General features: G+C 72.3%; 26 protein-coding genes. 17 read left to right on the top strand and 9 right to left on the bottom strand.

Translation table 11 applies throughout. From position 1 onward, the window contains the following. Positions 1 to 65 precede the first annotated feature (65 nt). The 5 genes from ACQPXB_RS32430 to ACQPXB_RS32410 are packed head-to-tail and all read left to right on the top strand — an operon-like array spanning position 66 to position 5,201. Positions 66 to 845, top strand: a complete 780-nt coding sequence (locus tag ACQPXB_RS32430) for an SDR family NAD(P)-dependent oxidoreductase (RefSeq protein ID WP_366582306.1) — start codon at positions 66 to 68, stop codon at positions 843 to 845. A 60-nt stretch (positions 846 to 905) separates the two neighbouring features. Then, entirely contained in the window at positions 906 to 2,291 is a 1,386-nt protein-coding gene (locus ACQPXB_RS32425) for a M24 family metallopeptidase (protein ID WP_366582305.1), read from the top strand. Positions 2,292 to 2,305: 14 nt separating this feature from the next. Beyond that, positions 2,306 to 3,286, top strand: coding sequence for a zinc-dependent alcohol dehydrogenase (locus ACQPXB_RS32420; RefSeq protein ID WP_432845537.1), 981 nt, complete (start codon positions 2,306 to 2,308; stop codon positions 3,284 to 3,286). Then, entirely contained in the window at positions 3,283 to 4,347 is a 1,065-nt protein-coding gene (locus ACQPXB_RS32415; protein ID WP_432845536.1) for a zinc-dependent alcohol dehydrogenase, read from the top strand. The genes ACQPXB_RS32420 and ACQPXB_RS32415 overlap by 4 nt, the downstream gene beginning before the upstream one ends. Continuing rightward, entirely contained in the window at positions 4,344 to 5,201 is an 858-nt protein-coding gene (locus ACQPXB_RS32410) for an NAD(P)-dependent oxidoreductase (protein ID WP_432845535.1), read from the top strand. Before ACQPXB_RS32415 ends, ACQPXB_RS32410 begins: the two co-directional genes overlap by 4 nt. A 34-nt stretch (positions 5,202 to 5,235) precedes the next feature. On the opposite strand, the gene ACQPXB_RS32405 is transcribed toward ACQPXB_RS32410, so the two are convergent. Continuing rightward, a complete protein-coding gene (locus tag ACQPXB_RS32405) occupies positions 5,236 to 6,168 on the bottom strand; it encodes a TIGR03619 family F420-dependent LLM class oxidoreductase (RefSeq protein WP_432845534.1) in 933 nt (310 codons plus the stop codon). 312 nt (positions 6,169 to 6,480) lie between these two features. On the opposite strand from ACQPXB_RS32405, the gene ACQPXB_RS32400 reads away from it, so the two are divergent. After that, on the top strand, positions 6,481 to 6,768 hold the full coding sequence (locus ACQPXB_RS32400; RefSeq protein WP_386950408.1) for a hypothetical protein: 288 nt from the start codon (positions 6,481 to 6,483) through the stop codon (positions 6,766 to 6,768). Between the two features lie 15 nt (positions 6,769 to 6,783). Here the strand turns inward: ACQPXB_RS32400 and ACQPXB_RS32395 are convergent, their stop codons facing one another. Then, a complete protein-coding gene (locus ACQPXB_RS32395) occupies positions 6,784 to 7,548 on the bottom strand; it encodes a methyltransferase domain-containing protein (protein WP_386950405.1) in 765 nt (254 codons plus the stop codon). A gap of 138 nt (positions 7,549 to 7,686) precedes the next feature. Here ACQPXB_RS32395 and ACQPXB_RS32390 point away from each other — a divergent pair, with 138 nt between their 5' ends. From ACQPXB_RS32390 to ACQPXB_RS32355, 8 genes are all read left to right on the top strand, one after another. Beyond that, a complete protein-coding gene (locus ACQPXB_RS32390) occupies positions 7,687 to 8,865 on the top strand; it encodes an acyl-CoA dehydrogenase family protein (RefSeq protein ID WP_432845533.1) in 1,179 nt (392 codons plus the stop codon). Further along, positions 8,862 to 10,040: a CaiB/BaiF CoA transferase family protein gene (locus ACQPXB_RS32385; RefSeq protein WP_432845532.1), complete on the top strand. Its 1,179-nt coding sequence runs from the start codon at positions 8,862 to 8,864 to the stop codon at positions 10,038 to 10,040. The genes ACQPXB_RS32390 and ACQPXB_RS32385 overlap by 4 nt, the downstream gene beginning before the upstream one ends. Positions 10,041 to 10,238: 198 nt before the next feature. After that, a complete protein-coding gene (locus ACQPXB_RS32380; protein WP_432845531.1) occupies positions 10,239 to 11,834 on the top strand; it encodes a class I adenylate-forming enzyme family protein in 1,596 nt (531 codons plus the stop codon). Continuing rightward, positions 11,831 to 12,706, top strand: coding sequence for a cyclase family protein (locus ACQPXB_RS32375; RefSeq protein WP_432845530.1), 876 nt, complete (start codon positions 11,831 to 11,833; stop codon positions 12,704 to 12,706). The genes ACQPXB_RS32380 and ACQPXB_RS32375 overlap by 4 nt, the downstream gene beginning before the upstream one ends. Then, positions 12,703 to 13,905, top strand: coding sequence for an acetyl-CoA hydrolase/transferase family protein (locus ACQPXB_RS32370; protein WP_432845529.1), 1,203 nt, complete (start codon positions 12,703 to 12,705; stop codon positions 13,903 to 13,905). Before ACQPXB_RS32375 ends, ACQPXB_RS32370 begins: the two co-directional genes overlap by 4 nt. After that, on the top strand, positions 13,902 to 14,885 hold the full coding sequence (locus ACQPXB_RS32365; protein WP_432845528.1) for a phosphotransferase family protein: 984 nt from the start codon (positions 13,902 to 13,904) through the stop codon (positions 14,883 to 14,885). Before ACQPXB_RS32370 ends, ACQPXB_RS32365 begins: the two co-directional genes overlap by 4 nt. A gap of 1 nt (position 14,886) precedes the next feature. Then, entirely contained in the window at positions 14,887 to 15,279 is a 393-nt protein-coding gene (locus ACQPXB_RS32360) for a hypothetical protein (RefSeq protein ID WP_432845527.1), read from the top strand. Positions 15,280 to 15,289: 10 nt separating this feature from the next. Beyond that, entirely contained in the window at positions 15,290 to 16,420 is a 1,131-nt protein-coding gene (locus ACQPXB_RS32355) for a hypothetical protein (RefSeq protein WP_386950390.1), read from the top strand. Here ACQPXB_RS32355 and ACQPXB_RS32350 read toward each other — a convergent pair. Further along, positions 16,372 to 17,007, bottom strand: coding sequence for a DUF1062 domain-containing protein (locus ACQPXB_RS32350; protein ID WP_432845526.1), 636 nt, complete (start codon positions 17,005 to 17,007; stop codon positions 16,372 to 16,374). The genes ACQPXB_RS32355 and ACQPXB_RS32350 overlap by 49 nt on opposite strands. 216 nt (positions 17,008 to 17,223) lie before the next feature. Between ACQPXB_RS32350 and ACQPXB_RS32345 the strand changes: the two genes are divergently transcribed. Continuing rightward, entirely contained in the window at positions 17,224 to 17,658 is a 435-nt protein-coding gene (locus ACQPXB_RS32345; protein ID WP_366582289.1) for a VOC family protein, read from the top strand. Between the two features lie 7 nt (positions 17,659 to 17,665). Here ACQPXB_RS32345 and ACQPXB_RS32340 read toward each other — a convergent pair whose 3' ends face one another. The 5 genes from ACQPXB_RS32340 to ACQPXB_RS32320 form a co-directional block, all read right to left on the bottom strand. Beyond that, on the bottom strand, positions 17,666 to 18,454 hold the full coding sequence (locus ACQPXB_RS32340; RefSeq protein WP_432845525.1) for an IclR family transcriptional regulator: 789 nt from the start codon (positions 18,452 to 18,454) through the stop codon (positions 17,666 to 17,668). A gap of 85 nt (positions 18,455 to 18,539) precedes the next feature. Then, complete coding sequence (locus tag ACQPXB_RS32335) at positions 18,540 to 19,067, bottom strand: type II 3-dehydroquinate dehydratase (protein WP_366582287.1); 528 nt, start codon at positions 19,065 to 19,067, stop codon at positions 18,540 to 18,542. A gap of 1 nt (position 19,068) precedes the next feature. Next, entirely contained in the window at positions 19,069 to 20,037 is a 969-nt protein-coding gene (locus ACQPXB_RS32330) for a CaiB/BaiF CoA transferase family protein (protein WP_432845524.1), read from the bottom strand. Next, the gene (locus ACQPXB_RS32325) at positions 20,034 to 21,053 is read right to left on the bottom strand and encodes an alcohol dehydrogenase catalytic domain-containing protein (protein WP_366582334.1); all 1,020 of its coding nucleotides are present in this window, start codon (positions 21,051 to 21,053) and stop codon (positions 20,034 to 20,036) included. Before ACQPXB_RS32325 ends, ACQPXB_RS32330 begins: the two co-directional genes overlap by 4 nt. Further along, on the bottom strand, positions 21,053 to 22,405 hold the full coding sequence (locus ACQPXB_RS32320; RefSeq protein ID WP_366582285.1) for an MFS transporter: 1,353 nt from the start codon (positions 22,403 to 22,405) through the stop codon (positions 21,053 to 21,055). Before ACQPXB_RS32320 ends, ACQPXB_RS32325 begins: the two co-directional genes overlap by 1 nt. Before the next feature lie 312 nt (positions 22,406 to 22,717). Here ACQPXB_RS32320 and ACQPXB_RS32315 point away from each other — a divergent pair, with 312 nt between their 5' ends. Both ACQPXB_RS32315 and ACQPXB_RS32310 read left to right on the top strand, forming a co-directional pair. After that, on the top strand, positions 22,718 to 22,996 hold the full coding sequence (locus ACQPXB_RS32315; RefSeq protein WP_364067701.1) for a DUF1490 family protein: 279 nt from the start codon (positions 22,718 to 22,720) through the stop codon (positions 22,994 to 22,996). Positions 22,997 to 23,001: 5 nt separating this feature from the next. Further along, positions 23,002 to 25,173 carry a heavy metal translocating P-type ATPase gene (locus ACQPXB_RS32310; protein ID WP_432845523.1) on the top strand — a complete coding sequence of 724 codons (2,172 nt, stop codon included), beginning with the start codon at positions 23,002 to 23,004 and terminating at the stop codon, positions 25,171 to 25,173. Here the strand turns inward: ACQPXB_RS32310 and ACQPXB_RS32305 are convergent. Then, positions 25,160 to 26,485, bottom strand: a complete 1,326-nt coding sequence (locus tag ACQPXB_RS32305; RefSeq protein WP_432845522.1) for an NAD-dependent succinate-semialdehyde dehydrogenase — start codon at positions 26,483 to 26,485, stop codon at positions 25,160 to 25,162. The two genes, ACQPXB_RS32310 and ACQPXB_RS32305, sit on opposite strands and share 14 nt — an antisense overlap. Between the last annotated feature and the right edge of the window lie 6 nt (positions 26,486 to 26,491).

Genomic DNA, 26,491 nt, shown 5'->3' with positions numbered 1-26,491 from the left:
CCGGATTCACGGCGTCTCGTTCAGCGGGAGCGAACGCCTACCGGGTCGACGAAAGGAGCCCGGCCATGCCGGCTCGGCTGACCGACAGGACCGTGGTGGTGACCGGCGCGGGCCGGGGAATCGGCGCCGCCCTCGCCCGTGGGATGGCGGCGGAGGGCGCGGCGCTGGTCGTCACCGACCGCGACGAACCCGAAGCCGCCGCGGTGGCGCAGTCCATTCGTGACAGTGGCGGGCGCGCCGTGCACCGGCGCGTCGACGTCGTCGACCGCGAAGACGTGCGCGCCGCGATCGACCTCGCCGTGAGCGAGTTCGGCCGGCTCGACGCGTACTTCAACAACGCGGGGTTCAACGAACCGGAGAAGTTCCTCGACATCACCGAAGCCGTGTGGGAACGCATCTTCCGCGTCAACGCGTTCGGGGTCGTGCTCGGCAGCCAGGAGGCCGCGCGCCAGTTCATCCGGCAGGGCGGTGGCGGCAAGATCGTGAACACGGCCTCCATCGCCGGCCGTCAGGGCTTTCCGAGCTTCGCGCCCTACTGCGCCAGCAAGGCCGCGGTGATCTCGCTGACCCAGTCCGGCGCCCGCTCGCTCGCGGAGCACGGCATCACCGTCAACGCGTTCGCGCCCGGCGTGGTGCGGACCCCGTTGTGGGACAAGCTCGACAGCGACCTCGAACGCATCGGGGAGGGCGACGCCGGCTTCGCCGCGATGGCCGACGACATCATCCTCGGCCGCCCGGCCGAACCCGAAGACCTGGTTCCCACGGCCGTGTTCCTCGCCGGCCCCGACTCCGACTACATCACCGGGCAGGTGATCCCGATCGAGGGCGGGATGGTCCTCGTCTGAGGCCTGCCCCGCCCGTCACACGTTCCCGGCGGTCCACCGCCGCGGGGGAAAGGAAAACTCATGCCGATCGCCACGTTCGGGCCCAACGCCGTCGACTGGGAGACCCGGATCGACCACGAACGCCTGCGCACCCAGCGCCTGCAGCGCCTGCGCGAGCAGCTGGACAAGTCGAGCCTCGGCGCCGTCCTCGCGTTCGACTTCGCCAACATCCGCTACATGTCCGCCACCCACATCGGCACGTGGGCCATGGACAAGCTCATCCGGTTCTCCCTGCTGACCCGCGCCACCGACCCCATCGTGTGGGACTTCGGGTCCGCGGCCAAGCACCACGAGCTCTACAACCCGTGGCTCGCCACCACGACCGCCGAGGCCGACGCCGACCCGCACGCGCCGCACCACGGCGCGGTCCGGCCGCGCGCCGAGTCCGGGGCCCGCGCGGGGATCTCCACGCTGCGCGGCGCGTTCCACCCGGACGCGGGCATCGCCGATGACGTCGCCGCGAAGATCAAGCGCGAGCTGGAGAAGTTCGGGCTGCTCGGCGAACCGCTCGGCGTCGACGTGATCGAGCTGCCGATCCTCGCCGCCCTGCAGCGCGCGGGCATCACGGTCACCGACGGGCAGCAGGTCTTCATGGAGGCCCGGCGGGTGAAGACCGCCGACGAGATCTCGCTGCTGACCCAGGCGGCCTCGATGGTCGACGCCGCCTACGACGACCTGTACCAGTTCCTGCGCCCGGGTGTCCGGGAGAACGAGTGCGTGGGGCTGGTCTCGAAGTCGCTCTACGACCTCGGCTCGGAGTACGTCGAGGGCGTGAACGCGATCTCCGGCGAGCGCTGCTCGCCGCACCCGCACGTGTTCTCGGACCGGCTGATCCGGCCCGGGGACCCCGCGTTCTTCGACATCCTGCACAGCCACCAGGGCTACCGCACCTGCTACTACCGCACGTTCGCGGTCGGTTCGGCCAGCCGCGCGCAGCGTGACGCCTACGTGCGGGCCCGCGAGTACATGGACCACGCCATCGCGCTGGTGCGCCCGGGCGCCACCACGGCGGACATCGTGTCGGTGTGGCCCACCGCGCAGGAGTTCGGGTTCGCCGACGAGGAAGCCGCGTTCGCGCTGCAGTACGGGCACGGTGTCGGGCTGTCCATCTGGGAGAAGCCGATCTTCTCGCGCCTGGTCTCGCTGGAGCACCCCGAGGTGCTGGAGGTCGGGAACGTGTTCGCGCTCGAGACGTACTGGCCCTCGGCCGACGGCATCGGCGCGGCCCGCATCGAGGAAGAGCTCGTGGTGACCCCCGAGGGCTGCGAGGTGATCACCAAGTTCCCCGCCGAGGACCTGCTGGTCGCCGGCCCTCGCTACATCGCCGTGAACGGCCCGCTCTCCACGGCGCGCGAGTCCCAGTCGCACCTCAACACGCCCGCCGGCCGCGGCGAAGCCACCGCCTGAGAAGGAGCGAGACGATGAAAGCCCTGAGGTTCACCGCGGCGGACACCGTGTCCGTCGACGAGCTGGCCGTACCGCGGATCGCCGCGGACGAGGTGCTCGTCGCGGCCCGCTCGGTCGGCATCTGCCACTCCGACATCGAGCTGCTCGAAGGCCGCTACATCATCCCGTTCTCCTACCCGGTGATCCCGGGCCACGAGTGGTCCGGCGAGATCGTCGAAACCGGTGCCGACGTCACCCGGTTCGCGCCCGGCGACCGCGTGGTGGGCGAGTGCGTGATCGGCGACGACCACTTCGGCTTCTCGATCAGCGGCGCGGCGGCGGAGTTCTTCGTCGCCAAACCCGCGTGGCTGCACCGGCTGCCGGATTCGCTGTCCTTCACCGACGGCGCGCTCGTGGAGCCGTTCAGCTGCGGGTACCACGCGCTGATGAAGGCGGGCAACGTCAACGCGAGCGACACGGTGGTGGTGTTCGGCGCCGGTCCGATCGGTCTCGGTGTCACGGCCGGTGCCGCGGCGCTGGGCGCGCGCACCATCACCGTCGAGCCGGCGGCCGGGCGCGCGGAGGCGGCGCGCAAGCTCGGCGCCGAGGTCGTGCTCGACCCGACGGCCGGGCCGATCGCGGAGCAGGTGGCCGAGGTGACCGGCGGTTCCGGGGGCACGGTGGTGATCGAGGCGACGGGGCTGCCGGCGGTGATGGCCGACGTGCTCGACGTCGCCGCGCACGGCGCGCGGGTGGTGTACGTGGGCATCGACGTGGGCGGCAGCGCGCCGGCGAAGCTGGGCCTGATCCAGTCGAAGGAGCTGAGCATCCGTGGCATCATCGGCTCGCCGGGGGTGTGGCCGGAGACGCTGCGGTTCCTCGCGCGCGCCGGGGTCGACCTGTCCGACCTGGTGACCGGCCGGTTCCCCGTGGAGCGGGCCGCGGAGGCGATCACCGCCTCGCGCGACACGGCGAAGAACATCAAGGTGCACCTCGAGTTCGGAGCCACGCGGTGACCGCGACCATGCGTGCGGCCGTCTACCACGGCCGCCAGGACGTCCGGATCGAAGAGGTGCCGCTGCCCCGGCTGCGCGAAGGCGAGGTGCTCGTCGCCGTGCGGCGCAGCGGGATCTGCGGCTCGGACGCCACGGAGTGGGCGGCCGGCCCGAAGATGGTGCCGCTCACCCGGCGCCACCCCGGCAGCGGGCACCTCGGCCCGATGATCATCGGCCACGAGTTCGTCGGCGAGATCGTGGACGGCGGTGAGGGCTTCGCCGCGGGCGATCTGGTCGCCGCCGGCGCCGGTGTCTCGTGTGGACAGTGCGATCGCTGCGGCGAGGGCCGCACCAACCTGTGCCGCCGCTACTACACGCTGGGCCTCAACGCCCCCGGCGGGCTCGCCGAGTACGTGGCCGCGCCGGCCGGCATGCTGCGCCCGATCCCGGCCGGGGTGTCCCTCGACCATGCCGGGCTGGCGCAGCCGCTGGCCGTCGGCCTGCACGCCGCGCGGCGGGCGGGGGTCCGGCCGGGGGACTCCGTGGTGGTCATCGGGGCCGGCGCCATCGGCTCCTTCGTGCTGGCCGGGCTGCGGCACCTGGACGACGCCGACGTCACCGTGGTCGACTTCGCCGGCGACAAGCTGGACCGGGCCGCCCGGCTGGGCGCCACCCGGACCGTGGACGCGGCGGGCGACGTCGTCGAGGCCGTGCGGGAGCTGACCGGAGGGCGTGGGGCCGACGTGGTCATCGAGGCCAGCGGCGCGCCGGGGCAGTTCGAGAACGCGCTGCGGATGGTCACCGACGGCGGGCGGATCCTCGCCGTCGGCCTGCCCAAGCAGGCGCCCGTCGTCGACCTGTTCGGCCTGGTGCTGCGCGAGATCACCGTCGAGTCGACGGTCGCGCACGTGTGCGGCGCGGATCTGGTGCCGGCGTTGGAGATCCTGTCCGCCGGGGTGCTCGGTGCCGAGCTGCTCGACTCCGTGATCGGGCTCGACGAGCTCACCGACCGCGGCCTCGCGCGGCTGGCCGCCGGGGGCGTGGACGGGAAGGTTCTCATCGACCCGGGGAGGCGCTCGTGAAGGTCGCGGTGCTGGGCCTGGGCGCGATGGGCTCGCAGCTGCTCCTGCGGCTGGCCGACAGCGGCGTCGACGTCGTCGGCTGGAACCGCGATCCCGGACGCGCGCGGCGGGCCGGGATCGCGCCGGAGCGGGTCGCGTCGTCGGCGGCCGACGCCGTGACCGGGGCCGACCTGGTGATCGCCATGCTCGCCGACGGGCCGGCGTTGCGAGCAGTGCTGACCGGAGTCGTCGACCTGCTCGGCGAGAACACGCTGGTCCTCGACATGGGCACGTCCGGGCCGCAGCTGTCGCGTGAAGTGGCGGAAATGCTGGCCCGGCACGGGATCCGCTTCGCCGAGGCCCCGGTGTCCGGGTCGGTCGGCGCGGCCCGCGCCGGGTCGCTGACGATCATGTTCGGCGGTACGGCCGAGGACCTGGCCGCGGCGGAACCGGTGCTGCGGTTCCTGGGCGGGCGGACCATCCACATCGGACCGATCGGCGCCGCGTCGACGCTGAAGCTGTGCGTCAACGCGCTGCTGCACACCTTCAACGCCACCCTCGGCGAGGTCCTCGGCACCGCGACGCGCGCGGGTATCGACCTGCGCACGGCGTACGACACGATCGGCGAGTCCGCGATCGCGGCCCCGTTCGTGCGCTACAAGCGCGACGCCTTCCTGTCCGCGACCGCCCCTCCGGTGGCCTTCGCGGTGGACCTGGTGCGCAAGGACCTCGAACTGTTCCTCGACGCGGTTCCGGACCCCGCGCGGCTGAGCCCGACGGTGCGGACCGCCGTCGACGTCGTGGAACGGGCCCAGTCGGCCGGTCTCGGACAGGAGGACATGGCGACGCTCGCGCGGCTCTACGACGGGAGCTGAGCCCGTCCCGGAACCGGTTGCGGGCCGGCGGTGCTCAGACGTCGGCCCGCTCGCGGATCTCCACGGCGGTCTCGAGCATCTGGCGCGTGCTGGTGAACCAGTCCTGCAGGTTCAGGTCGACGATGAGCTCGTCGGCGCCTGCCTCGGCGGCGGTGTGGACGTCTTCCAGGATCTCGTCGAGGGTGCCGACGAACGCGGTGCGGCCGGGGCCGGCCGGGCGGTCGGTGAAGGTGACGTTGCCGACCACCACCATCTCCATGCGGCTCGCGTCGCGGCCGTAGCCGGTGGCCAGTTCCCGGATGCGGTCCCAGCCGGTGCGCAGCTCGGCGGCGCCGGCGGGGCCGGGCGTGGTGAGCAGCGGCAGCCAGCCGTCCGCTCGCTCGGCGATGCGCCGCTGGGCGCGGGAGTCGCCACCGCCGCCGAGCATCACCGGGATCTTCGACACGGGCTTGGGCAGGACGGCCGCGTTCTCGATGACCGTGCGGCTGCCGCGGAAGGTGACCGGATCCGGGCCCCACGCGGCGTCGAAGACGTCGAGGGTCTCGTCGAGGATGCGGCCGCGGCCGGCGCGGGTGGTGCCGGCGGCCTGGAGCTCGTCGGTGGACCAGCCGGTGCTCAGGCCGGCGATCACGCGGCCGCCGCTGAGCTGGTCGATCGTGGCCAGCTCCTTCGCCAGCTGGATGGGCAGGTGCAGCGGCGCGACCAGGACGGACGTGCCGAGGCGCACGGTGTTGGTCACCACCGCGGCGGCGGCGAGCAGGGCCAGGGGGTCGGCGGCCTGCCGCGACGCGGCCGGCCACGGCACGTTCGGCGGCGCGTACGGTTCGAGGGGCTGCTCGGGGAAGAGCAGCCGTTCGTAGGTCCACAGGCTGGTGTAGCCGGCCGCTTCCGCCGTGCGGGCCGCCTCGACGACGTCGTGCCGCAGGTCCACGCCGAGCCGTTGGGGCAGGCGGAGTCCGAGCTTCATGGGAGTTCTCCGAGCGAGTCGTGATTGTCCTGACCGGACCGAGTCTGAACGTTGACATCGATGTGAAGGTCAATGTCGGCTCGGACACAGGAGTTCTGCGTGGTGTGCCGGGCCGTCGCGCGGACGTGTCCGGCGGGCGGGCCGGGCCGGCTCCAATGGAGCAGCGCTGTGACTTTCCGCTGGCATTCGCTCACTCGCCCGATGAATTGCCGGTGATTCTCCCGCGCTTCTACGCTGAAAAGGTCGAGCTTCTCGGGTCCGGGAGGAATTGTGCGTCGAAAGCTTTTCGTTCTTGCCGCGGTGTCGGCTTCTTTGCTCGGTCTGTCCGCTGTCCCCGCCGCGGCGAGTGGTGACCAGTTCGCGCCGGCGGGCTGTTTCGGGGAGCGCTACAGCATCTTTCTTGGACAGGGCATTAGCGTCTCGTGCCTGCCCGGGGAAGGCCACGGTTACCGCGTGATCGCCCACTGCGCGAGCGGCAACGCGTTCTGGTTCGCGGCGGGCGATTTCGTTCCGTACGGATTCGGCCCGGCGACCGCGGAATGCACCGGCGCGCTGCTCGCGCCCGCGAGTGTGGTCGCGTATCAGGTCGACGAAATCTGATTTTCCGCGGGGGCTTTACGCGACGGCCACGATTTCACCGTGCAGCACGGAAAACCAGCCGTCGGGATCGTCGACCCAGCGGCGCCACGCGGTGGAGATCTCTTCGAGCTCGGCCGGCTGCGCCAGGCCGTCGCGCAGGATCTGGGTGGTGGTGTCGGAGTTCAGTACGCGGTCGGCCCACATGCCGCCCCAGTAGGCGCGGTCGTCGGGGGTCGCGAAGCACCACGTGGCCGACGACGGCGCGACGTCGGTGAAGCCCGCGGCGTGGGCCCAGGTGAGCAGCCGGCGGCCCGCGTCGGGTTCGCTGCCGTTGGCGCGGAAGGCTTGGCGGTAGACCTCGAGCCAGCGGTCGAGCGCCGCGTCCGCGGGGTGCCAGGTGAATGCCGCGTAGTCGGCGTCCCGCGCGGCGACGAGGCCGCCCGGGCGGCAGACGCGGCGCATTTCCCGCAGGGCCAGCACCGGGTCCGCGACGTGCTGCAGCACCTGGTGGGCGTGGACGACGTCGAAGCTGTCGTCGGGGAAGTCGAGCGCGTGCACGTCGCCCACCACGAACTCGACGTTGTCCAGGCCGCGCCGGGCCACCTCCGCTTCGCCGAGCCGGCGGGCGGCCTCGGTGATCTCGACGCCGGTGATCCGGCCGGGGGCCACCAGTGCGGCGAGGTCAGCGGTGATCGTTCCGGGCCCGCTGCCGATGTCGAGCAGCGCCTGCCCGGGCGCGAGGCGGGGCAGGAGGTACGCGCACGAGTTCTCGGCGGTCCGCCAGCGGTGTGAGCGGAGCACGGATTCCTGATGGCCATGCGTGTAGGACGACACATCGTGAGCGTAGCTCAGCTTCTCAGTGATCGGGACGAAGTTCCCGGCATCCGGGCACGCGCGGAGCCCTGGACTGATGTCGACCATGGCTCGATAGTGATAGCCATGTACTCAGGCAACCCCGACGTCCCTGATGACGTGTTCGCCGCCGTCCTCGACCAGATCAACGACTTCGTCCGCACCCGCGTGATGCCCCGCGAGGTCGAGATCATGACCGCGGACGCCATACCGGCCGACCTTCGGGCGCAGGCGGCCGAGATGGGGTTGTTCGGGTACGCGATCCCGCAGGAGTGGGGCGGGCTCGGCCTCGATCTGGTGCAGGACGTCGAGGTCGCGATGGCGCTGGGGTACACGTCGTTGTCCTTGCGCTCGATGTTCGGCACCAACAACGGCATCGCGGGCCAGGTCCTGGTCGGGTTCGGCACCGAGGAGCAGCGGGCGCGCTGGCTGCCGGGCATCGCCTCGGGCGAGATCGTCGCCTCGTTCGCGCTCACCGAGCCCGGCGCGGGGTCGAACCCGGCGGGCCTGCGCACCACGGCGAAGCCGGACGGCGACGGCTGGGTCATCGACGGGGGCAAGCAGTTCATCACCAACGCCACCGAGGCGGGCCTGTTCGTGGTGTTCGCCCGCACGCGGCCGGCGTCGGAGTCCGGCACCGGCATCGCGGTGTTCCTCGTGCCGGCCGACGCGCCGGGGATCACGGTGGGCCCGAAGGACGCCAAGATGGGGCAGGAGGGCTCGCGCACCGCGGAGGTCACCTTCACCGGGGTCCGCGTCGGCCCGGAGGCGCTGGTCGGCGGGGACGGCGAGGTCGGGTACAAGGCCGCGATGACGTCGCTGGCGCGTGGCCGCGTCCACATGGCCGGGCTGGCCGTCGGCGCCGCGCAGCGGGCGCTCGACGAGTCGGTCTCCTACGCCGCCACCGCGACCCAGGGCGGCACGGTGATCGGGGATTTCCAGCTGGTGCAGGCGATGATCGCCGACCAGCAGACGGGCGTGCTCGCCGGGCGGGCGCTGGCCCGGGAGGCCGCGCGGCTGTACGTGACGGGGGAGGATCGGCGGATCGCGCCGTCGGCGGCGAAGCTGTTCTGCACCGAGATGGCCGGCAAGACCGCCGACCTGGCGGTGCAGATCCACGGCGGCAGCGGCTACCTGCGCGAGGTCCCGGTCGAGCGGATCTACCGCGACGTGCGGCTGATGCGGCTGTACGAGGGCACGAGCGAGATCCAGCGGCTCATCGTCGGCGGTGGGCTCGTGCGGGCCGAGAAGAAGAAGCAGTCGTGACGCGCCCGCTCGAAGGGGTCACCGTCGTCGCCGTCGAGCAGGCCGTCGCCGCCCCGCTGGCCACCCGCAACCTCGCCGATCTCGGTGCCCGCGTGATCAAGATCGAGCGCATCGACGGCGGCGACTTCGCGCGCGGCTACGACCACGTCGTCCACGGCACCGGGGCGCATTTCGTGTGGCTCAACCGGGGCAAGGAGTCGATCGCGCTCGACCTGAAAGTGCCGGAGGGCCGCGACATCGCGCGCCGGCTCGTCGCGAACGCGGACGTGTTCGTGCAGAACCTCGCCCCCGGTGCCGCCGACCGCCTCGGGTTCGGTGATCTGCGCGCCGAGCACCCGGAGCTGGTCGTGGTGAACGTGTCCGGCTTCGGCGCCGGCGGGCCGATGGAGCAGCGCAAGGCCTACGACATGCTCATCCAGGCCGAGGCCGGGTTGATCGCCATCACCGGCACTCCCGAGACGCCGGTGAAGACCGGCATCCCGACCTCCGACATCGCGTCGGGCATGTACTGCTCGCAGGCGGTGCTGGCCGCGCTGCTGCGCCGCTGGCGCACCGGCGAGGGCGCCACCATCGAGGTCTCGATGCTGGAGGCCACCGTCGAGTGGATGGGCTACGCGCTCTACACGCAGATGTACGCCGGCACCCAGCCCGCCCGCATGGGCCTGAGCCACGCCTCGATCGCCCCGTACGACGCCTTCCCGACGCGCGACGGCCAGATGCTCATCGGCGTGCAGAACGACACCGGCTGGCGCACCCTGGTCACCGCGGTGTTCGACGCCCCCGAACTCGCCGACGACCCGCGCTTCGCCACCAACGTCGCCCGCGTGGCCCACCGCGCCGAGTGCGACGCCGCGGTCGCCACCCGCACTGTCCTCTGGACCAACGTCGAGCTCGACGAGCGCCTCGCCGCGGCCGGCGTTCCCGCCGCGCAGCTCAAGGAAGTCGGCCAGGTCGTCGACCACCCCCAGCTGCGCGCCCGCGACCGCTGGCGCAAGGTCGGCACCGAGTTCGCCGAGATCGACGCCCTCCTGCCGCCCGCGACCTTCGCCGACGTCGAAGCCCGCATGGGCGACGTCCCCGCGCTGGGCCAGCACACTCGCGCCCTGCTCGCCGAGTCCGGTGTGGACGCCGACGACGTCATCGCCCGCGGAATCGCAGGGCCACCCCGGGGGTGAGCTCCCGGCGGTCGCCGGACTTTGCCGTGGCCTCGCGGAACCCGTTGCCGGCAGCGGTGGTTCCGGGGCCGGCGTTGTCGTGCCCGCGGCGCGGCCCTGTGACGGCCGCCGATCACCTTGACTCCCTCGCCGCGCGGCCGGTAGCTTACGGATATACGAATTTCGATTCGAGATTACGAAAGTGACGATGATGTCGCGATGACCACGACGCCTGCTGCCGAGACCCTGCCCGACCTGCTGCGCGCGTGTGCCGCGGCCGTGCCGGGGCGCGAGGCCCTCGTGGTCGGCGGGGTGCGGCTGACGTACGCGCAGCTGGCCGAGCGGATGGACGACGCACGCAGGGCGTTGCAGGGGATCGGGGTCGGGGAAGGGGACGTCGTCGCGCTGCTGGCGCCGAACGACGCCGCGTGGGTGCCGGTGGCGTTCGGGGCGATGGCGGCCGGGGCGCGGGTCGACGCGTTCAACACCTGGGTCAAGGCCTACGACATCGAGTACCTGCTGACGAGCTCGAAGGCGTCGGTGCTGGTCATGGTGGACCGGGTGCGGGGCAACGACCTCGTCGGCGAGCTGCGGAAGCTGGTGCCGGACCTGGGGCGGCCGCAAGACGTCTTCCCGGAGCTGAAGCACGTCGTCGTGCTCGGGGAGGATGTGCCCGAAGGGGCGCTGGCGTGGCGGGAGCTGCCGAAGCCGCCGGCCATCCCGGCGAAGCCCGATCCCGCCGAACCCGCGTTCGTCCTCTACACGTCGGGCTCGACGAAGAACCCCAAGGCCGTCCCGCTGTGCCACCGCGACCTGATCCTCAACGGCTTCCACATCGGCGAGCGCATGGGCCTGTCCGCCGACGACCGCGTGTGGTTCGGCTCCCCGCTGTTCTGGAGCTTCGGCTGCGCCAACGCGCTCATGGCCACGATGACGCACCAGGCCTGTTTCGTGCTGCAGGAGCAGTTCGAGCCCGAAGCCGCGGCCGAGCTGATGGCGGCGGAGCGCGTGACGGCCGCCTACCTGTTGCCCGCCATGGTCGACGCGCTCGCCAACGGGCCGGCCGAGCGCGTGCGGGCGGTGGAGTCGTTGCGCACCGGGCTGACTATCGGCCGGCCCGAGGAGGTCGGGCGCGCGATCACGCAGCTGGGCATCACCGGGATGTGCAACGTCTACGGCTCGACCGAGACCTACGGCAACTGCTGCGTCACCGACCACCGCATGCCGCTCGCCACGCGCCTGAACACACAGGGCGAGCCGCTGACCGGCGTCGAGATCCGGGTAGCCGACCAGGAAACCGGCACGCTGCTGGCGGCCGGCGAGCCGGGGGAGCTGCAGGTGCGCGGCCGCCTGACGCCGGGCTACCTCGGCGACGACGAGGCCAACGCGGACGCGTTCACCGGCGACGGCTGGTTCCGCACCGGCGACCGCGGGGTCCTCAACGCCGACGGCACCGTCTCGTTCGTCGGCCGGATCACCGACATGATCAAGACCTCCGGCATCAACGTCTCGCCGGCCGAGGTCGAGAGCTTCCTGTCCGGCCACCCGGACGTCGCCGAGGCCGTGGTGCTCGGCGCGCCGCACCCGAGCCGCGACGAGGTCGTGGTGGCGTTCGTCGTGGCGCGCGCCGGAATGCTCACCGCGCAGGACGTGATCGCCCACTGCAAGGAACGCATCGCCGGGTACAAGGTGCCGTGGGCGGTCGCGATCGTCGACGAGCTGCCGAAGACCGGCACCGGCAAGCTCGTCCGCCGGACGTTGCGCGCCGACGCGGAGAAACTCGTGCAGGACAAGCTGAAAGCAGGCACGCCATGACGGGCAACTGGGGCCGCTGGGGCACCGACGACGAGGCCGGCGCGCTGAACCTCGTCACCCCCGACGTCACCCTCCGCGCGGCCGGGCTCGTGCAGTCGGGCCGGACGCTGAGCCTCGCCCAGCCGCTGGGGCCGGCCACCGCGTCGCCGCGCCACCGGCCGGGTCCGATGCGGTTCATGAACCGTGACGCCGGCGACTACGCCCTGGGCGCGCGCACGCCGGGCGGGTTCCGGTTCGCCGAGGACACCGTGCAGTTCCCGACGCACAGCGGCACCCACGTCGACTCGCTGTCCCACGCCTGGACGGGCGAGGAGATCTACAATGGACACTCACAGGCTTCGACGCGGACCACGCGCGGTGCGCAGCGCTGCGGCGCCGAAAAGCTGCCCCCGGTCGTGACGCGCGGGGTGCTGGTGGACCTGGTGACCGCGACCGGCGGCCCCTTGGAGCCGAGCGCCCCCGTCGGGGTCGACGAGCTGCGCCGGGACATCGCGGAAACCGGGGTCACGCCCGAACCCGGCGACGCCGTGCTGATCCGCACCGGCTGGCTCGAAACCCAGGGCCGCGGCGGGGACTACTTCGCGGACGAGCCCGGCATCACCGAGGAAGCCGCGCGCTACCTCGCCGACCGCGACGTCGCGCTCGTCGGCGCCGACAACTACGCCGTGGAGCAGCAGTCGGCGTCGAGCGGCTTCCCCGCGCACCTGCTGCTCCTGCACCGGCACGGCGTGCCGTTGCTGGAAAACCTCGAGCTGGCCGAGCTCGGCGCCGCGCTGGCGGCCGAGTCGCGGTCGACGTTCCTGTTCGTCTTCGCCCCGATCCCGCTCGTCGGCTCGACGGCCACCCCGGTCACGCCGGTGGTCGTCCTGTGACCGCGGACTGGCTCACGAGCGTCCTGAAACCCGGTGACCTCGTCGTGGTCGCGCAGGGCACCGGCGAGCCGACGCCGTTGCTCGAACAGCTGGTGCACGCGGCGCCGCCCGACGTGGAGGTGTTCGTCGGGCTCAGCCACAGCACCGCGCTCACCGGCCCGGCCGCCCGCGCGCGGCCGCTGGTGTCGTTCGGCGCGCTGGGCCCGCTCGGCCGGCTCGCCGCGAACGGCACCGTTTCCGTGATCCCGTGCCACTTCCGCGACGTCCCGCGCGCGCTCGCGAGCCGCAACCCCGAGCAGATCGTGGTGGCGCTGCAGGTGTCGGGCGCCGACGAGACCGGTCACCACAGCCTGGGCCTGTCCGTCGACTACACCTACGACCTGCTCGGCCGCGCCCGCGCCGTGGTCGCCGAGGTCAACGACCGCCTGCCGCACACGACCGCGCCGCGCGTGCACTCGGCGCAGCTGACCGCGACCATGCCCAGTTCGCGGCCGATGCCGACGATCACGGCCGGCACGACCGGGCCGGTCCACGAGACGATCGCGCGGCACGTCGCCGGCCTGGTGCCCGACGGGGCGACGATCCAGCTCGGCGTCGGCACGCTGCCGTCGGCGGTCGGCCGGGCGCTGGAGTCCCGGCGCGACCTTCGGGTGCACTCGACGCTCGCCGGGACCTGGCTGCTCGACCTCGCCCGATCCGGCGCGCTGAGCGACGAGCCCGGCGCCGTGACGATCTGCGAGGCCGCCGGTTCCCCGGAGCTCTACGACTGGGTGGTCGAGGCCGGCGTGCTGGTGCGTCCCGTCTCGGAGCTGTCGCGGCCGGGCACGGTCGCCGACCAGTTCGTGGCGATGAACTCCGCGCTGCAGGTGGATCTCACCGGCCAGGTCAACGCGGAGGAGCTCGGCTCCGGCTACGTCGGCGGGATCGGCGGCCAGCCCGACTACCTGCGCGCGGCCCAGCAGTCGCGGGACGGCTGTTCGGTCGTGATGCTGCCCGCCACGACGGGCGACGGCACCCGGTCCCGGATCGTGCGCGGCCTGCACGCCGGCGCCGTCACCACCCCGCGGTCCCATGTGGACGTCGTCGTCACCGAGCACGGGATCGCCGACCTGCGCGGGAAAAGCCTCGCCGAGCGCGCCGAAGCCCTCATCGCCATCGCGGCCCCCGGCCACCGTTCCTCACTGCGGGAGACGCCATGACCAGCACGCTCGACGAGCAGCTGCACGAGTTCCTCTCGGCGCAGCTCGGCTCGGTCCCGAAGATCGTCGACCTGAACCGCGTCGGGGTCGGCCGCTCGCGGGAGAACTGGGTGTTCGACCTCGTCGATCCCGCGACGGGCGAGCGCGAGCCGCTGATCCTGCGCCGCGACCCCGAAGGCGGGCTGGTCGACACCGACCGCGGCACGGAGTTCGCCGTCCTGCGCGCTCTGGAACCGAGCGGGCTCCCCGCGCCGCGGGCCCGCTGGCTGGACCGGGACGGCCGGTGGCTCGGCAAACCGTCGCTGATCATGCGCCGCGAACCCGGCGACTGCGATTACCGGGTGGTCAACGGCGACCGCCCGCTGGCCGAGCGCACCGACCTGGCGCGGCGGTTCTGCGAGCTGCTGGCGGAAGTCCACTCCGTCGACTGGCGCTCCACCGGACTCGGTGCCGTGCTCGAAGATCCGGGGGAGCGGGCGGCGCTCGCCGAGCTGGAGCGCTGGGAAACCGTGCTGCGCCAAGAACAGCTCGAAGCACTGCCCGAAGTGGACCTCGCGCTCGCGTGGCTGCGCGAGCACGCGCCCGCGTCGCCGCGCACCGTGCTGGTGCACGCGGACTTCAAGCCCGGCAACATCCTGCTGCAGGGCGACCGCGTTTCCGCGCTGCTCGACTGGGAGCTCGCGCACCTCGGCGACCCGCTGGAAGATCTCGGCTGGGTCGTGCAGCCCCTGCGCCACCGCGAGCACCTCATCGAGGGCGCGTGGGAGCGCGAGGACCTGGTCCGCCACTACCGCGAGACCACCGGCCTCGACGTCGACGACACGGCGCTGCAGTGGTGGGTGGTCTTCTCGACGTTCAAAACCGTGGTCATGCAGGTCAGCGGGCTGCGGGCGTTCCTGGACGAGCGCAGCGACGAACCGTACCGCCCGACGAAACGCGTGCTGCGGACCCTGCTGACCGCGATCGCCGAAAGGAGCTGACGTGCGCCCGACCATCGAGGACCAGCTGCACGGTGCGCAGCGCCTGCTGGACGACGTCGCCACCGACCCCGAGCTGAGCCGCGACTCCCACGAGAACCTGGCCAACGTGCGGCGGCTGCTCAAGCAGATCGGCCGGTCGTGGGCCGAGCTGCTTCCCTTCTACCTCAACGACAACGCGACGATGGCGCAGTTGCTCACCCGCCACGACGTCGAGCTTCCCGCGGCGGCCGAACCCGGCGGCTACGACGTCGCCGAAGCCGCGCGGCGCAACGCCGAGCTGCGGGCGTTGCTGTCCGGTGTCATCACGAACCTGCCCGACACCCCGGACGGCACCGCCGCCCGGCGGGAGATCACCGAGTACCTGGTCCGTCGGATCGAAGCCGACCCGAGCTGAGGAGGTGGCGATGAGCGACCTGACCGTCGGCGACGAGCACTTCGCCGAGCAGTTCCCCCTGTCCCCGTTGGACGATTACCTCATCCACCAGACGCCGGACCCGATCCGCGTGATGGCGACCGGCGACCCGCGCGCCTACGAGCGGTACTGGATGATCTGCCACGACCCCACCGGCGAGGTGATGGTCGCGACCGGCGGCAGTTTCTACCCGAACCTCGACCGCGCCGAGGCCTACGCGATCGTCAACTTCCGCGGCCGGCACACCTCCGTGCGCAGCTTCCGCGCGCTCGGCGTGGACCGAGCCGACCTGCGCATCGGCCCGATCGCCCCGGAGATCGTCCGCGGCCTGCGGGAATGGCGGTACGTGCTCGAACCCAACGAGCACGGCATCAGCTACGACCTGACCTTCCGCGACACCACGCGGCAGGTGTTCCGCGAGCCGCTGTCCGACTCGGCCCACGGCACGCCACCGGGCCGGCGCAACGACGTCACCGCCGGGTTCGAGGGCTTCGGCACGGTCGAGGGCTGGGTCGAGGTCGACGGCACCCGCGTCGAGCTCGGCCCCGGCTCCGCGGGCACCCGCGACCGGCACTGGGGCACGGGCCGCGGCGTGGGCGGGCCGGCGATGTCGCTCGGCGGCCGGCTCCACGTCGGCGTGTCCGGCAACGCGTTCGTGCCGTTCTCCGACTGGACGCTGTGGGGCGACCGCGTGTACTACCCGTTCGGCGACAGCCGCCCGGGCGCCACGCGCGTGGCCAAGCCGACGCGGCGGCTGCGCTTCGACCCCGACACCGACATCTTCGCCGAGGGCATCGTCGACTACCGGCTCGGCACCGGCGAGGTCAAGCAGCTGCACTACGAGCACCTTGGCCTGCAGACGGCGTTCCTGCGCTGCGGCATGTACGGCGGCACCCCGGAAAGCGGCATCCACCAAGGCTCCTACGACGGCCCGGCCTTCACCGAGGGCGAGACCTACGACCTGACCGACCCCCGCACGCGGATCGGGCTGCGTGGTCTGGACGAACACCTGTGCCGCGTCACCTGCGACGGCGAGACGGTGATCGGCATCTACCAGACCATCGACCCGGTGGCCTACGAAACCTGCAAGTCGGGCCGCCCGGGCTGGGCTTTTTTGGACTGAACACCGGCGCGATCTCGCACGCCCCGGCGGAGCCGGGGCAGACAACACAGCGTGAAGGTGAAGTCGCCGGAGAGCTTGCCGCTCAGCCGAGTGGCGGAAACGAGGTTCCCTTCGGTGAGCAGTCTTTCGACTTCGGCGCGGGAAAGCGCGCACCCTTCGGCGATCAAGCGCACGGGCCGGACCGGAATGCGCGCGGCGAAGCGCACTGAAACGTCGATCACCTCCTGGTCGAGATGATCCGAGCCGCCGGTGTCGAGCCGCCAGGCGCCGGCCCAGTCGAGCGCGACCCGGTTGCGGTGCAGCACGAGCGGGTCCTGGAGCAGCTCGGCGACCAGGCCGGGATCGTTGGTGTGCAAGCGTTCCAGCACATCGGGACGAATGGCCCGCACCTTGATCCGCTCCAGGACCGAGAGCTTCACCGTGTCCCCGCACGAGGTGCAGAGCACGAGGAGCCAGGCTTCGAGGAGCTTGTGGTGCGCGTTGACGCGGAATTTGCCACTGGGCCGGAAACGGTCGTGACCGCAGGCCGTGCAGCGACGGATAAGGACGGGAAAACGGGTGGGTTCGACCACCCAATGCGTGAGCACGCAGGGGTACCGGTTTCTGTGAGAAGTCCGCAGCACGAGTCAGCGCGGCGCCAGGGGCGACGCGCGACGAATCAGCTCTCGGGAGGTCTCACAGCGTGGACAACGGCACGCCCTTTCGTGGGCAACGTGGTTCGGCAGCACGGTAACTGCGCACGGCGGCGCGGCTCCACCGGTTTTCGCGTGCGGGAGCGTCGGGCGTCCCGCTAGGGTGGGCCGATGGGGTCAGTCAGGCAGGTCCAGATCACCTTCGACTGCGCGTCGCCGGAGCGCGTCGCGCGGTTCTGGTGCGAGGTGCTCGGTTACGTCGTCCCGCCGCCGCCGGACGGGTTCGCCACCTGGGACGAGTTCACCCGGTCGCTGCCGCCGGAGAAGCGCGATGCGGGGTTCGTCTGCAGTGACCCCACCGGCGCAGGCCCGCGGATGTACTTCCAGCGGGTGCCCGAAGGCAAGGTCGTCAAGAACCGGGTGCACCTCGACGTGCGGGTCGGCACGGGGCTGGTGGGAGCGGAGCGCGTCGCCGCACTCGAGGCCGAGTGCGCGCGGTTGCTCCCGCTCGGCGCCACGCGCGTACAGCTGCTGGTCGCCGACGAGGAGAACGAGTCGTGCCTGGTGATGCAGGACGTCGAGGGCAACGAGTTCTGCCTCGACTGAGGCGGTGCTAGGCCCGGCGGCCGCGGCGCGACAGGTCCGCGCCGCCACGGCCCAGGTCGGCCTCGATGGCCGAGGCGGCCTCGAAAGCCTTGTCCAGCAACAGCTTCTCGTGCGCCTCGTCGATCTGGGCCAGCGGCACGGAGATGTGGATCGCGGCGGTGATCTCGCCGTACGCGTCGCGGATCGGGAACCCGTACCCGACGACGCCCGGGATCGCTTCCTCGCGGCTCACGGAGTAGCCGGCGCGCCGGATCGTCTCCAGTTCGCGCTCGAGGTCGGCCTCTTCGGTGAGCGTGTGCTCGGTCAGCTGCGGCCGCGGTTCGCCCATCAGCCGCCGGTGCAGCGGCGGGTGGAACGCGGCGAACAGCTTGCCGACGGCCGTGGCGTGCAGGAACAGCGACTGGCCGAGCCGGATGTCGACCGCGATCGGGCGCGTGCCGGGGAACCGGTCGATGTAGGACACGCGCGTGCCCAGGCGCACCGCGAGGTACACGTCCTCGCCGGTCGCGCGCGTCAGCTCCTGCAGGGGGCGGCGGGCGACGTCGCGCACCTCCAGGCCGTCGACGATCCGGATGCTCAGGCGCACCGCGCGGGAGCCGAGTGAGTAGCGCAGGTCGTCGGAGACCACGATGACGTCGGTGGCGGCCATGCGCTGCAGCAGGTTGTGGGCGCTGCTCGCCGGCATGCCGAGCCGTTTCACGATCTCGGTGAGCGTCATGCCCTCCGGGTGCCCGACGAGCAGCTCGAGCGTGTCGAACACCCGCGAGAACCGCTCCGCCCCTCCGTCGGCTGCCACGCACCCCTGCCTTTCGTCGCTGGTCATCCGCCAAAAAGCCTAGCCGATCCGCGGCCGTCCCCGGCGGCGAGACGGCCGGGGACGATCAGTGCCGGCGGGTCCCGCCGGCGAGGAAATCCGCGTCGTCGAGCGCCAGCGTCAGGGCGAGCAGCGCACCGAGGTAGCTGTACTGGCGCAGGCCCATGACCAGGCCGGTCGCCGTGTAGGTGAACCGCGACTGCTGCACGAGCTGCGGTGGCGTCACCTCGGCGAAGTGCCGCGCGGTGTTGGCGAAGTGGCATTCGACGACGGGTTTGGTCGTGTCGTCGAGGGCGTGGCGCGTGGCTTCGCCGTAGGTGGTGAGGCCGGCGGGGTTGATGACGTAGCCGTCGACCTCGCGCGCGGTGCGGTGGATGAAGTCGAGGATCTCGCCTTCGTGGTTGGAGGCGAACGGGACGACGGACACGCCGAGCTCGCCGGCCATCTCGGCCACGAGCTGCTGCAGGTCGGCCAGGGACTTGATCGGGCCGTAGATCGTCTCGGAGCGGTGGCCGAGGTTGGGCATGTTCGGGCCGTCGATCACGCCGATACGCCACGGCGTCGCGTCGGGTCCGCGAAAGCGCGAGAGGGGCATGTCAGGACTCCTGCGGTGCGATCAGGCCGAGCGGCAACGGGGTGTGGCGCGCGGCCGGACCGGCGTCGCGGCCCCGGGCGCGCAGCTGGGCGAGGGTGTCCGGGTCGCCCGTGGTGTCGGTGGGGCCGAGCGGCAGGTCGTGCTTGTGGGCCAGCGCGATGAGCTCCGCGACGGTGTACTGCGCGAACGCGGTCTCCAGCCGGGCGCGGATCTCCGCCGCGTGGCCGCGCCGGTCGGCGTAGGTGGCCAGGGCCGCGTCGTCGGGCCAGCCCAGCGCCGTGCACAGGCGCAGCCACATGTGGTCTTCGAGCAGGGCGATCGCGACAGAGCCGTCCTTGGCCGGCACGACGCCGTAGGTCGCCTCCGGCTCGGTCACGGCGAGGGGTTTGACCGAGCTCCAGGCCGTCGCGACGTCGAGCATCGCCAGGTCGAGGAAGGTGTCGCCGCCCGCGTGCCACGCCGCGGTGATCGCGAGCGCGGCCGTGGTCGCGGTGCCGAGGTCGACCCACGGCACGCCGATGCGGTCGGACTTTCCCGTGTCGCCGAGGATTCCGGCCATGGCCTGCAGCGACAGGTCGTGCGTGGGATGGCCCGACAGCGGTCCGGTCTGGCCCATGCCGCTGATGGAGCAGTAGACGACGTCCGGGCGCACCGCGCGCACGGCCTTCTCGTCGCAGCCGAGGCGGGCGGTGACACCGGGGCGGAAGCCCTCGACGAACACCGCGCACCCGGCCGCCAGTTCCAGCAACCGCTCGCGGTCGGCGGGAGACTTCAGGTCGAGGAAAACGCTGCGCTTGCCGGCGTTCACGCGCTCGAACATCGGCGCGTCGAACCGCCAGGCGGGGTCGCCGGCGGGCGGCTCCACCTTGAGGACATCGGCGCCGAGCGACGCGAGCAGGAACGTCGCGTACGGCCCGGGCAGCTGCTGGCTCAGGTCGAGCACGGTCATGCCGTGCAGCGGGGCGGTCACGGCCGGACCACCGCCCGGCCGACGAGCGCGCCGGACTCTACGGCGGCGTGGGCGGCCGCGACGTCGTCGAGGGACCAGACCCGCGGGGGCACCGGGGTGACCTGGCCACTCGAGACGAGGTCGACGACGTCGAGCAGCTCCCGGCGGTTCGCGTGGGCCGAGCCGACGATCTCCAGCTCCTTGACGATCAGGAGTCCCAAGTGGACTTCGACGGCGCCGGGGTCGGTGTTGCCGACGACGGCCAGCCTTCCGTGCGGCGCCAGGGCTTTCAGCGACAGCCCGAAGGTCGGGGTGCCGGTGGTCTCGATCGCGACGTCGGCTCCGCGCGGCCGGCCGAGGTCCGCGGCGGCCGCGCGCACGGCCGGTGCGCCTTCCGCGACGGTGACCACGGCTCGGGCACCGGAGTCGAGCAGCGCCTGTTTCTTGCTCTCACTGCTCGTCACGGCGATCACGGCGGCGCCGAGTGCGGCGGCGATCCGTACGGTGTGCACACCGACGCCGCCGCTCGCGCCGGTCACGAGCACGACGTCGCCTGCCGCGGTCCGGGTGCGGCGCAGCGCGTGGAGGCCGGTGCCGAGGGCGCAGGACAGGATCGCGCCGGAGACGTCGTCGATGGTGTCCGGGAGGGCGACCGCGTTGAGCGGCCCGGCGAGGACGTATTCGGCGTAACCGCCGGGGAGGTCCTCGCCGTAGAAACCCGGCCCGCCGCGGCAGGTGTTGGTGTGCCCGGCCACGCACTCGGCGCAGGTCCCGCACGGGAACCGTTGCACGAGCGCGACCCGGCGGCCGACCCACGAGGTGTCGCCGGCGGGACCGACGGCCTCGACGCGTCCGGCGATCTCGTGTCCGAGCACCTGGCCGGGTTTGGCGGCCAGCAAACCCTTGCGCGCCAGCACGTCGTGGCCGCAGATCCCGCACGCGGCCACCCGCACGAGCAGCTGGTCGGCCGTGGGTTCGGGGACCGGCCGGTCGTGCACCTCGAAGCGGTCCGGCGCCGTCAGCACCGCGGCTCGCATCACGGCGACACGACCTCGGTCACCTTGCCCGCGATCGTCGGGGCGGGGCCGGACTTGGTCGCGTCGACGTCGAGCGTGAGGTCGCGCCCGGCCGTCTCCGGCAGCCAGAACAGCAGGATCAGCCCGCAGATCAGCGCGACGCCGACCAGCAGGAGGCCCGGTGCGTAGCTCAGCCCGGTCGACACGACCAGCGCCGCGGCGACCAGCGGCGCGAAGCCCGAGGGCGCGCCGACGCCGAGGTTGAAGCCGAGCGCCCCGCTGGTGAGCCGCGTCGAGGCGGGGAACATCTCGATGAGCACCAGCGAGGTGTTGGCGTTGATCGGTGCCTGGAAGATCGCGAACACGATCAGCGCGACGATCACCACCGGCGTCGACCCGGTCCCCAGCGCCATGAACACGGGGATGCCGAACACGACGTGGCCGAGGCAGCCGAACAGCAGCGTGCGGCGCCGGCCCAGCCGGTCGGACAACCGGCCGGCGAGCGGGCACAGCGCGCAGTAGACGGCCAGGCCGATCGAGGTCAGGACCGTGGCGCGGGTGCCGCCGACGTGCGCGGTCGCGGTCAGGTAGTTCACGACGTAGGTGCCGAGGAAGTACAGGCCCACCCCGCAGATCCAGGAGAACCCGAAGGTCACGAAGATCGCCTTCGCCTGGTCGCGGCGCAGCGCGTCCTTCAGCCGGGCTCGCGGCGCGTCGCTCTTCGCGAGCTCCTGGAAGACCGGCGTGTCCTCCAGCCGCTGGCGCACGTAGAGGCCGACGGCGGCCAGCGGCGCGGCGACGAAGAACGGCACGCGCCAGCCCCAGCTGTCGAGGGCGGCGGCGCTGAGGGAGAGCTGGAAGGCCAGCGACAGCAGGGCACCGAAGATGAGCCCCAGCGCCGCCGCCATGGACGGGAAGCTGCCGGGGATCCCGCGCCGGTCCGCCGGCGCCGTCTCGATCAGGTAGGCCGAGCTCGCGCCCCACTCGCCGCCCACGGCCAGCCCCTGCAGGCACCGCAGGAACACCAGCAGCACCGGCGCGGCGATCCCGATCGCCGCGTAGGACGGCAGCACCCCGATCAACGTCGTCGCGACGCCCATCAGCGCCACACTCGCCGACAACGACACCTTGCGCCCCGCCCGGTCCCCGATGAGCCCGAACACGACCCCGCCCAGCGGCCGCACCGCGAACGCCACCCCGAACACCGCCAGGGACTTCAGCAGTCCCACCGCGCTCGACCCGCCGGGGAAGAACTCGTGCCCGATGGCCACGGCGAGGAAGCCGTACACGCCGAAGTCGAAGTACTCCAGGAAGTTCCCGATGATGCAGGCGACGGCGACCCGCCGTCTGCCCATCGCCGTGGTGGCCCTCATCGTTGTCGCCATTGACCCCGAGTCCCTTCGATTCGAAATACCGAAAGATCTTTCTTAAACTCGAATGAAGCGACGGTACTTCGTCGGGAGCTCCGCCACAAGGCTCAGGGCGGGTCGTGAACCGTGGGCAGTCTGCTCCTGGGCGCCCGGCGTGAGACCGTCCCGCCCTTGACGACAACGACAATCGTTATCGGCTACGCTGTGCCGACAGGACAGTGATCATCGGCGGGGTTAGGCTCGCGCCTTTCTCGTCGCCGATGCGGTGCCGTCGCGGGCGCGGGCGGTGACGGGCCGGATGGCTGAGGAGGCTTGGTGGTGCTGAGCGGGTTCGCCGCGAAAGCGGTGGGTGTGGTGGTGACCGGGGTCGCCGGGGCCGCGGTTTACGACGGCGCCAAGAAGGTCGCCCGGTCGGGTGCATTCCGGTCGGCGACCGTCGCGGTGACCGCGTGGGGCCTCAAGGGTGCGCGCGCGGCCGAGACGGGCGCGGAGAAGGTCCGGCTGGCGACGGCCGACGTGGTCAGCGAGGCGCGCGAACGGATCGGCGAACAGGCGCCCGTGGCCGGTTCGGCCGGGCACGGACACGAGCACTGAGTGCCGTGCCGGACGCAGCGCTGAACGTCGTCTCGGACGCCGCCGGCCGGGTCCGCTTCGTCGCGGCCGCCCTGCGGGGCAGCCGGGCCCGCGCGGTCGCGGTCGAGGACGCGGTCGACCACGTGCCCGGGGTGCGGCAGGTGCACGCCTATCCGCGCACCGGCAGCGTGGTCGTCTGGTACGACCACCGGCGGTGCGACCACGGCGAGCTGGTGGCGGCGGTCGAAGCCGCGCTGCGCACGGACGCGGCGGCGGTGGTCACGCGGTCGCCGCGCTCCGCCGACGTGCGCACCGGCGACATGCTGCGGATGGTCGCCGGCGGGGTGGCCCTGGTGCTGCTCGGCGTGCGGCGATACGGGCTGCGCCGGCCGCCGATGCTCGGCCCGGCGAGCCGCACGGCGGCCACCGCGGTCACGATCTTCACCGGGTACCCGTTCCTGCGGGGCGCGCTGAGGTCGTTGTCCGGCGGACGGGGCGCCGGTACCGACGCGCTGGTGTCGGCGGCGACCGTGGCGAGTCTCGTGCTGCGGGAGAACGTCGTCGCGCTCACCGTGCTGTGGCTGCTGAACATCGGCGAGTACCTGCAGGACCTGACGTTGCGGCGCAGCCGGCGGGCGATCTCGGAGCTGCTCACCGGCACGCGGACGCGGACCTGGGTGCGCACGCCGGAAGGTGTCGAGTTCGAGACGGACATCGCCGATCTGGTGGTCGGCGACGAGGTCGTGGTCCACGAGCACGTGGTGCTGCCTGTGGACGGCGTGGTCGCCGAGGGCGAGGGCATCGTCGACCAGGCGGCGGTCACCGGTGAGCAGCTGCCGGTCACGGTCGCACCGGGCACCGCGCTGCCTGCGGGTTCGGTGCTGCTGCGCGGCCGGATCGTCGTGCGGGCCACGGCGGTGGGTCCCGACACCGCGATCGGCCGGATCATCACGCGCGTCGAGCAGGCGCAGGAGGATCGGGCGCCGATCCAGACGGTCGGCGACACGTTCTCGCGCCGGTTCGTGCCCGCGTCGTTCGCCTTGTCTCTGCTCACTTTGCTGGTCACCCGCGATGTCCGGCGGGCGATGACGATGTTGCTGGTCGCGTGCCCGTGCGCGGTGGGGCTGGCCACGCCGACGGCGATCAGCGCGGCGATCGGCAACGGGGCTCGTCGTGGAATCCTGATCAAGGGTGGCGCGCACCTGGAGGCGGCGGGTCGCGTCGACGCCATCGTGTTCGACAAGACCGGCACGCTGACGCTGGGCCGGCCGGTGGTGACGAACGTGATCTCGTTCGACGACGCGTGGTCGCCCGAGCAGGTCCTGGCCTACGCCGCGAGCTCGGAGATCCATTCGCGGCACCCGCTCGCGCAGGCGGTCATCCGCTCGACCGAGGAGCGGCGGATCGAGATCCCGCCGCACGAGGAGTGCGCGGTGCTGCTCGGCCAGGGCATGCGGGTCCGCACCGACGGGCGCACGATGCTCATCGGCAACGTCGATCTGGTGCGGCAGCAGGACATCGCGATCTCCGCCGACGCCGAACGCTGGGTGCGCAAGCTCCAGCAGGCCGCGGAGACGCCGTTGCTGCTGGCGGTCGACGGCACGCTGACCGGCCTGGTGTCCCTGCGCGACACCGTGCGCGCCGAGTCGCGGGAGGTGCTCGCCGCGCTGCGCGCCGACGGTGTCCGCCGGATCGTGCTGCTCACCGGCGACCACCCGGTCACCGCCAAGGCGGTGGCCGACGAGCTGGGCATCGAGGAGTTCCGCGCCCAGGCGCTGCCCGAGGACAAGCAGGACGTCGTCCGGCAGCTGCAGGCCGAGGGTCACACGGTCGCCGTCGTCGGCGACGGCACCAACGACGCGCCGGCGCTCGCGCTGGCCGACATCGGCATCGCGATGGGCGTCGGCGGCACCGATGTCGCCGTGGAGACCGCCGACGTCGCGCTCGCGACCGACGACCTGCGGGCGTTGCTCGATCTGCGTGATCTCGGCCGCCGCGCGATCACACTGGTGCGGCAGAACTACGGGATGTCCATCGCCGTCAACGCGGTGGGGCTGGGGGTGTCCGCCGTGGGCGCGCTGTCGCCGGTGGCCGCGGCGATCCTGCACAACGCCTCGTCGGTCGCCGTCGTGGGCAACAGCTCGCGGCTGATCCGCTACCGGCTGGCCGGCAAGGTCAGCAAGGTCAGCCCGCGGTGAAGAACAGCCGCTGGTTCACGAACTCGGTGATGCCCAGCGGGCCCAGCTCGCGGCCGAAGCCGGAGCGTTTCGTGCCGCCGAAGGGGAGGGCGGCGGACGTGGCGGCGGGGGTGTTGACGTTGACCATGCCGGCGTCCAGGAGGTCGGCGACGCCGGCCGCGCGGGCCGGGTCGGCGCTGAAGACGGAGGCGCCGAGGCCGAAGGCACTGCGGTTGGCGAGGTCGACGGCCTCCTGTTCGCTGCCGACGCGGTAGACGACGGCGACCGGGCCGAACAGTTCTTCGTGGAACGCGCGCATCTGGTCGGTGACGCCGGTGAGCACGGTGGGGGAGTAGAAGGCACCGGGGCCGAGCACGCCGCCGGTGTGGAGGGTGGCGCCGCGCGCCACGGCGTCGTCCACGAGGGCGGCCACGGTCTCCGCGGCGGCGCGCGAGGCGAGCGGGCCCGGCGGCGTCTGCTCTTCCGCCCGCGCGACCAAGGCGGCGACGAAGGCGTCGTAGTGGCCGGCCAGCACGATGATGCGCTTGTTGGAGTTGCAGGCCTGGCCCTTGTTGTACATCCGGAACGACCACGCGGTGGCGGCGAGCGCGTCGACGTCGTCGGTGTCCAGGACGACGAACGGGTCCGAGCCGCCCAGTTCCAGGACGCACTTCTTCAGGTGCTGTCCCGCGAGGGCGGCCACCGCGGAGCCGGCGCGTTCGGAGCCGGTGAAGGAGACGCCCTGGATCCGCGGGTCGGCGATGATCGTCTCGACCTGGGGGTGGGTGGCGAAGAGGTTCACGTACGGGGCGCCGGCGTCGGTGATCAGGCGTTCGAGGGCCAGGGCCGAGCGAGGCACGGACTCGGCGTGCTTGAGGACGATCGCGTTGCCGGCCATGAGGTTCGGCGCGGCGAAGCGGGCGACCTGGTAGCAGGGGAAGTTCCACGGCATGATGCCGAGCAGGGCGCCGATCGGGCGTTTCTGCAGCACCGCGCCGGGGGTCGGCAGCGGCTCGTCCGCCAGCAGGCCGGGGCCTTCGGTGGCGTAGTACTCGAAGATCTCGCGGCAGGAATCGGCCTCCTCCAAGCCTTCCGCGTGGGGCTTGCCCATCTCCAGCGCCATCGTCGCCGCCAGTTCCTCGGCGTGGCCGGCGAACGCGCGGGCGATCCGGCGCAGGACGGCTGCGCGTTCGGTCACGGGGACCGCGCGCCAGTCCGCGAAGAGTTTGTCCGCAGTGGACAGTGCCGACTGCACCCGGGCGTCGGTGGCGGGCGCGAAGAGCTCCAGCACCTGCCCGGTGGCCGGTTCGGTCACGGCATAGGGACGGGTCACGGCGAA

The sequence above is a fragment of the Amycolatopsis sp. CA-161197 genome (genome assembly GCF_050942255.1).
GTDB lineage: Bacteria > Actinomycetota > Actinomycetes > Mycobacteriales > Pseudonocardiaceae > Amycolatopsis.
This window is presented reverse-complemented; position numbering and strand designations above follow the sequence as displayed.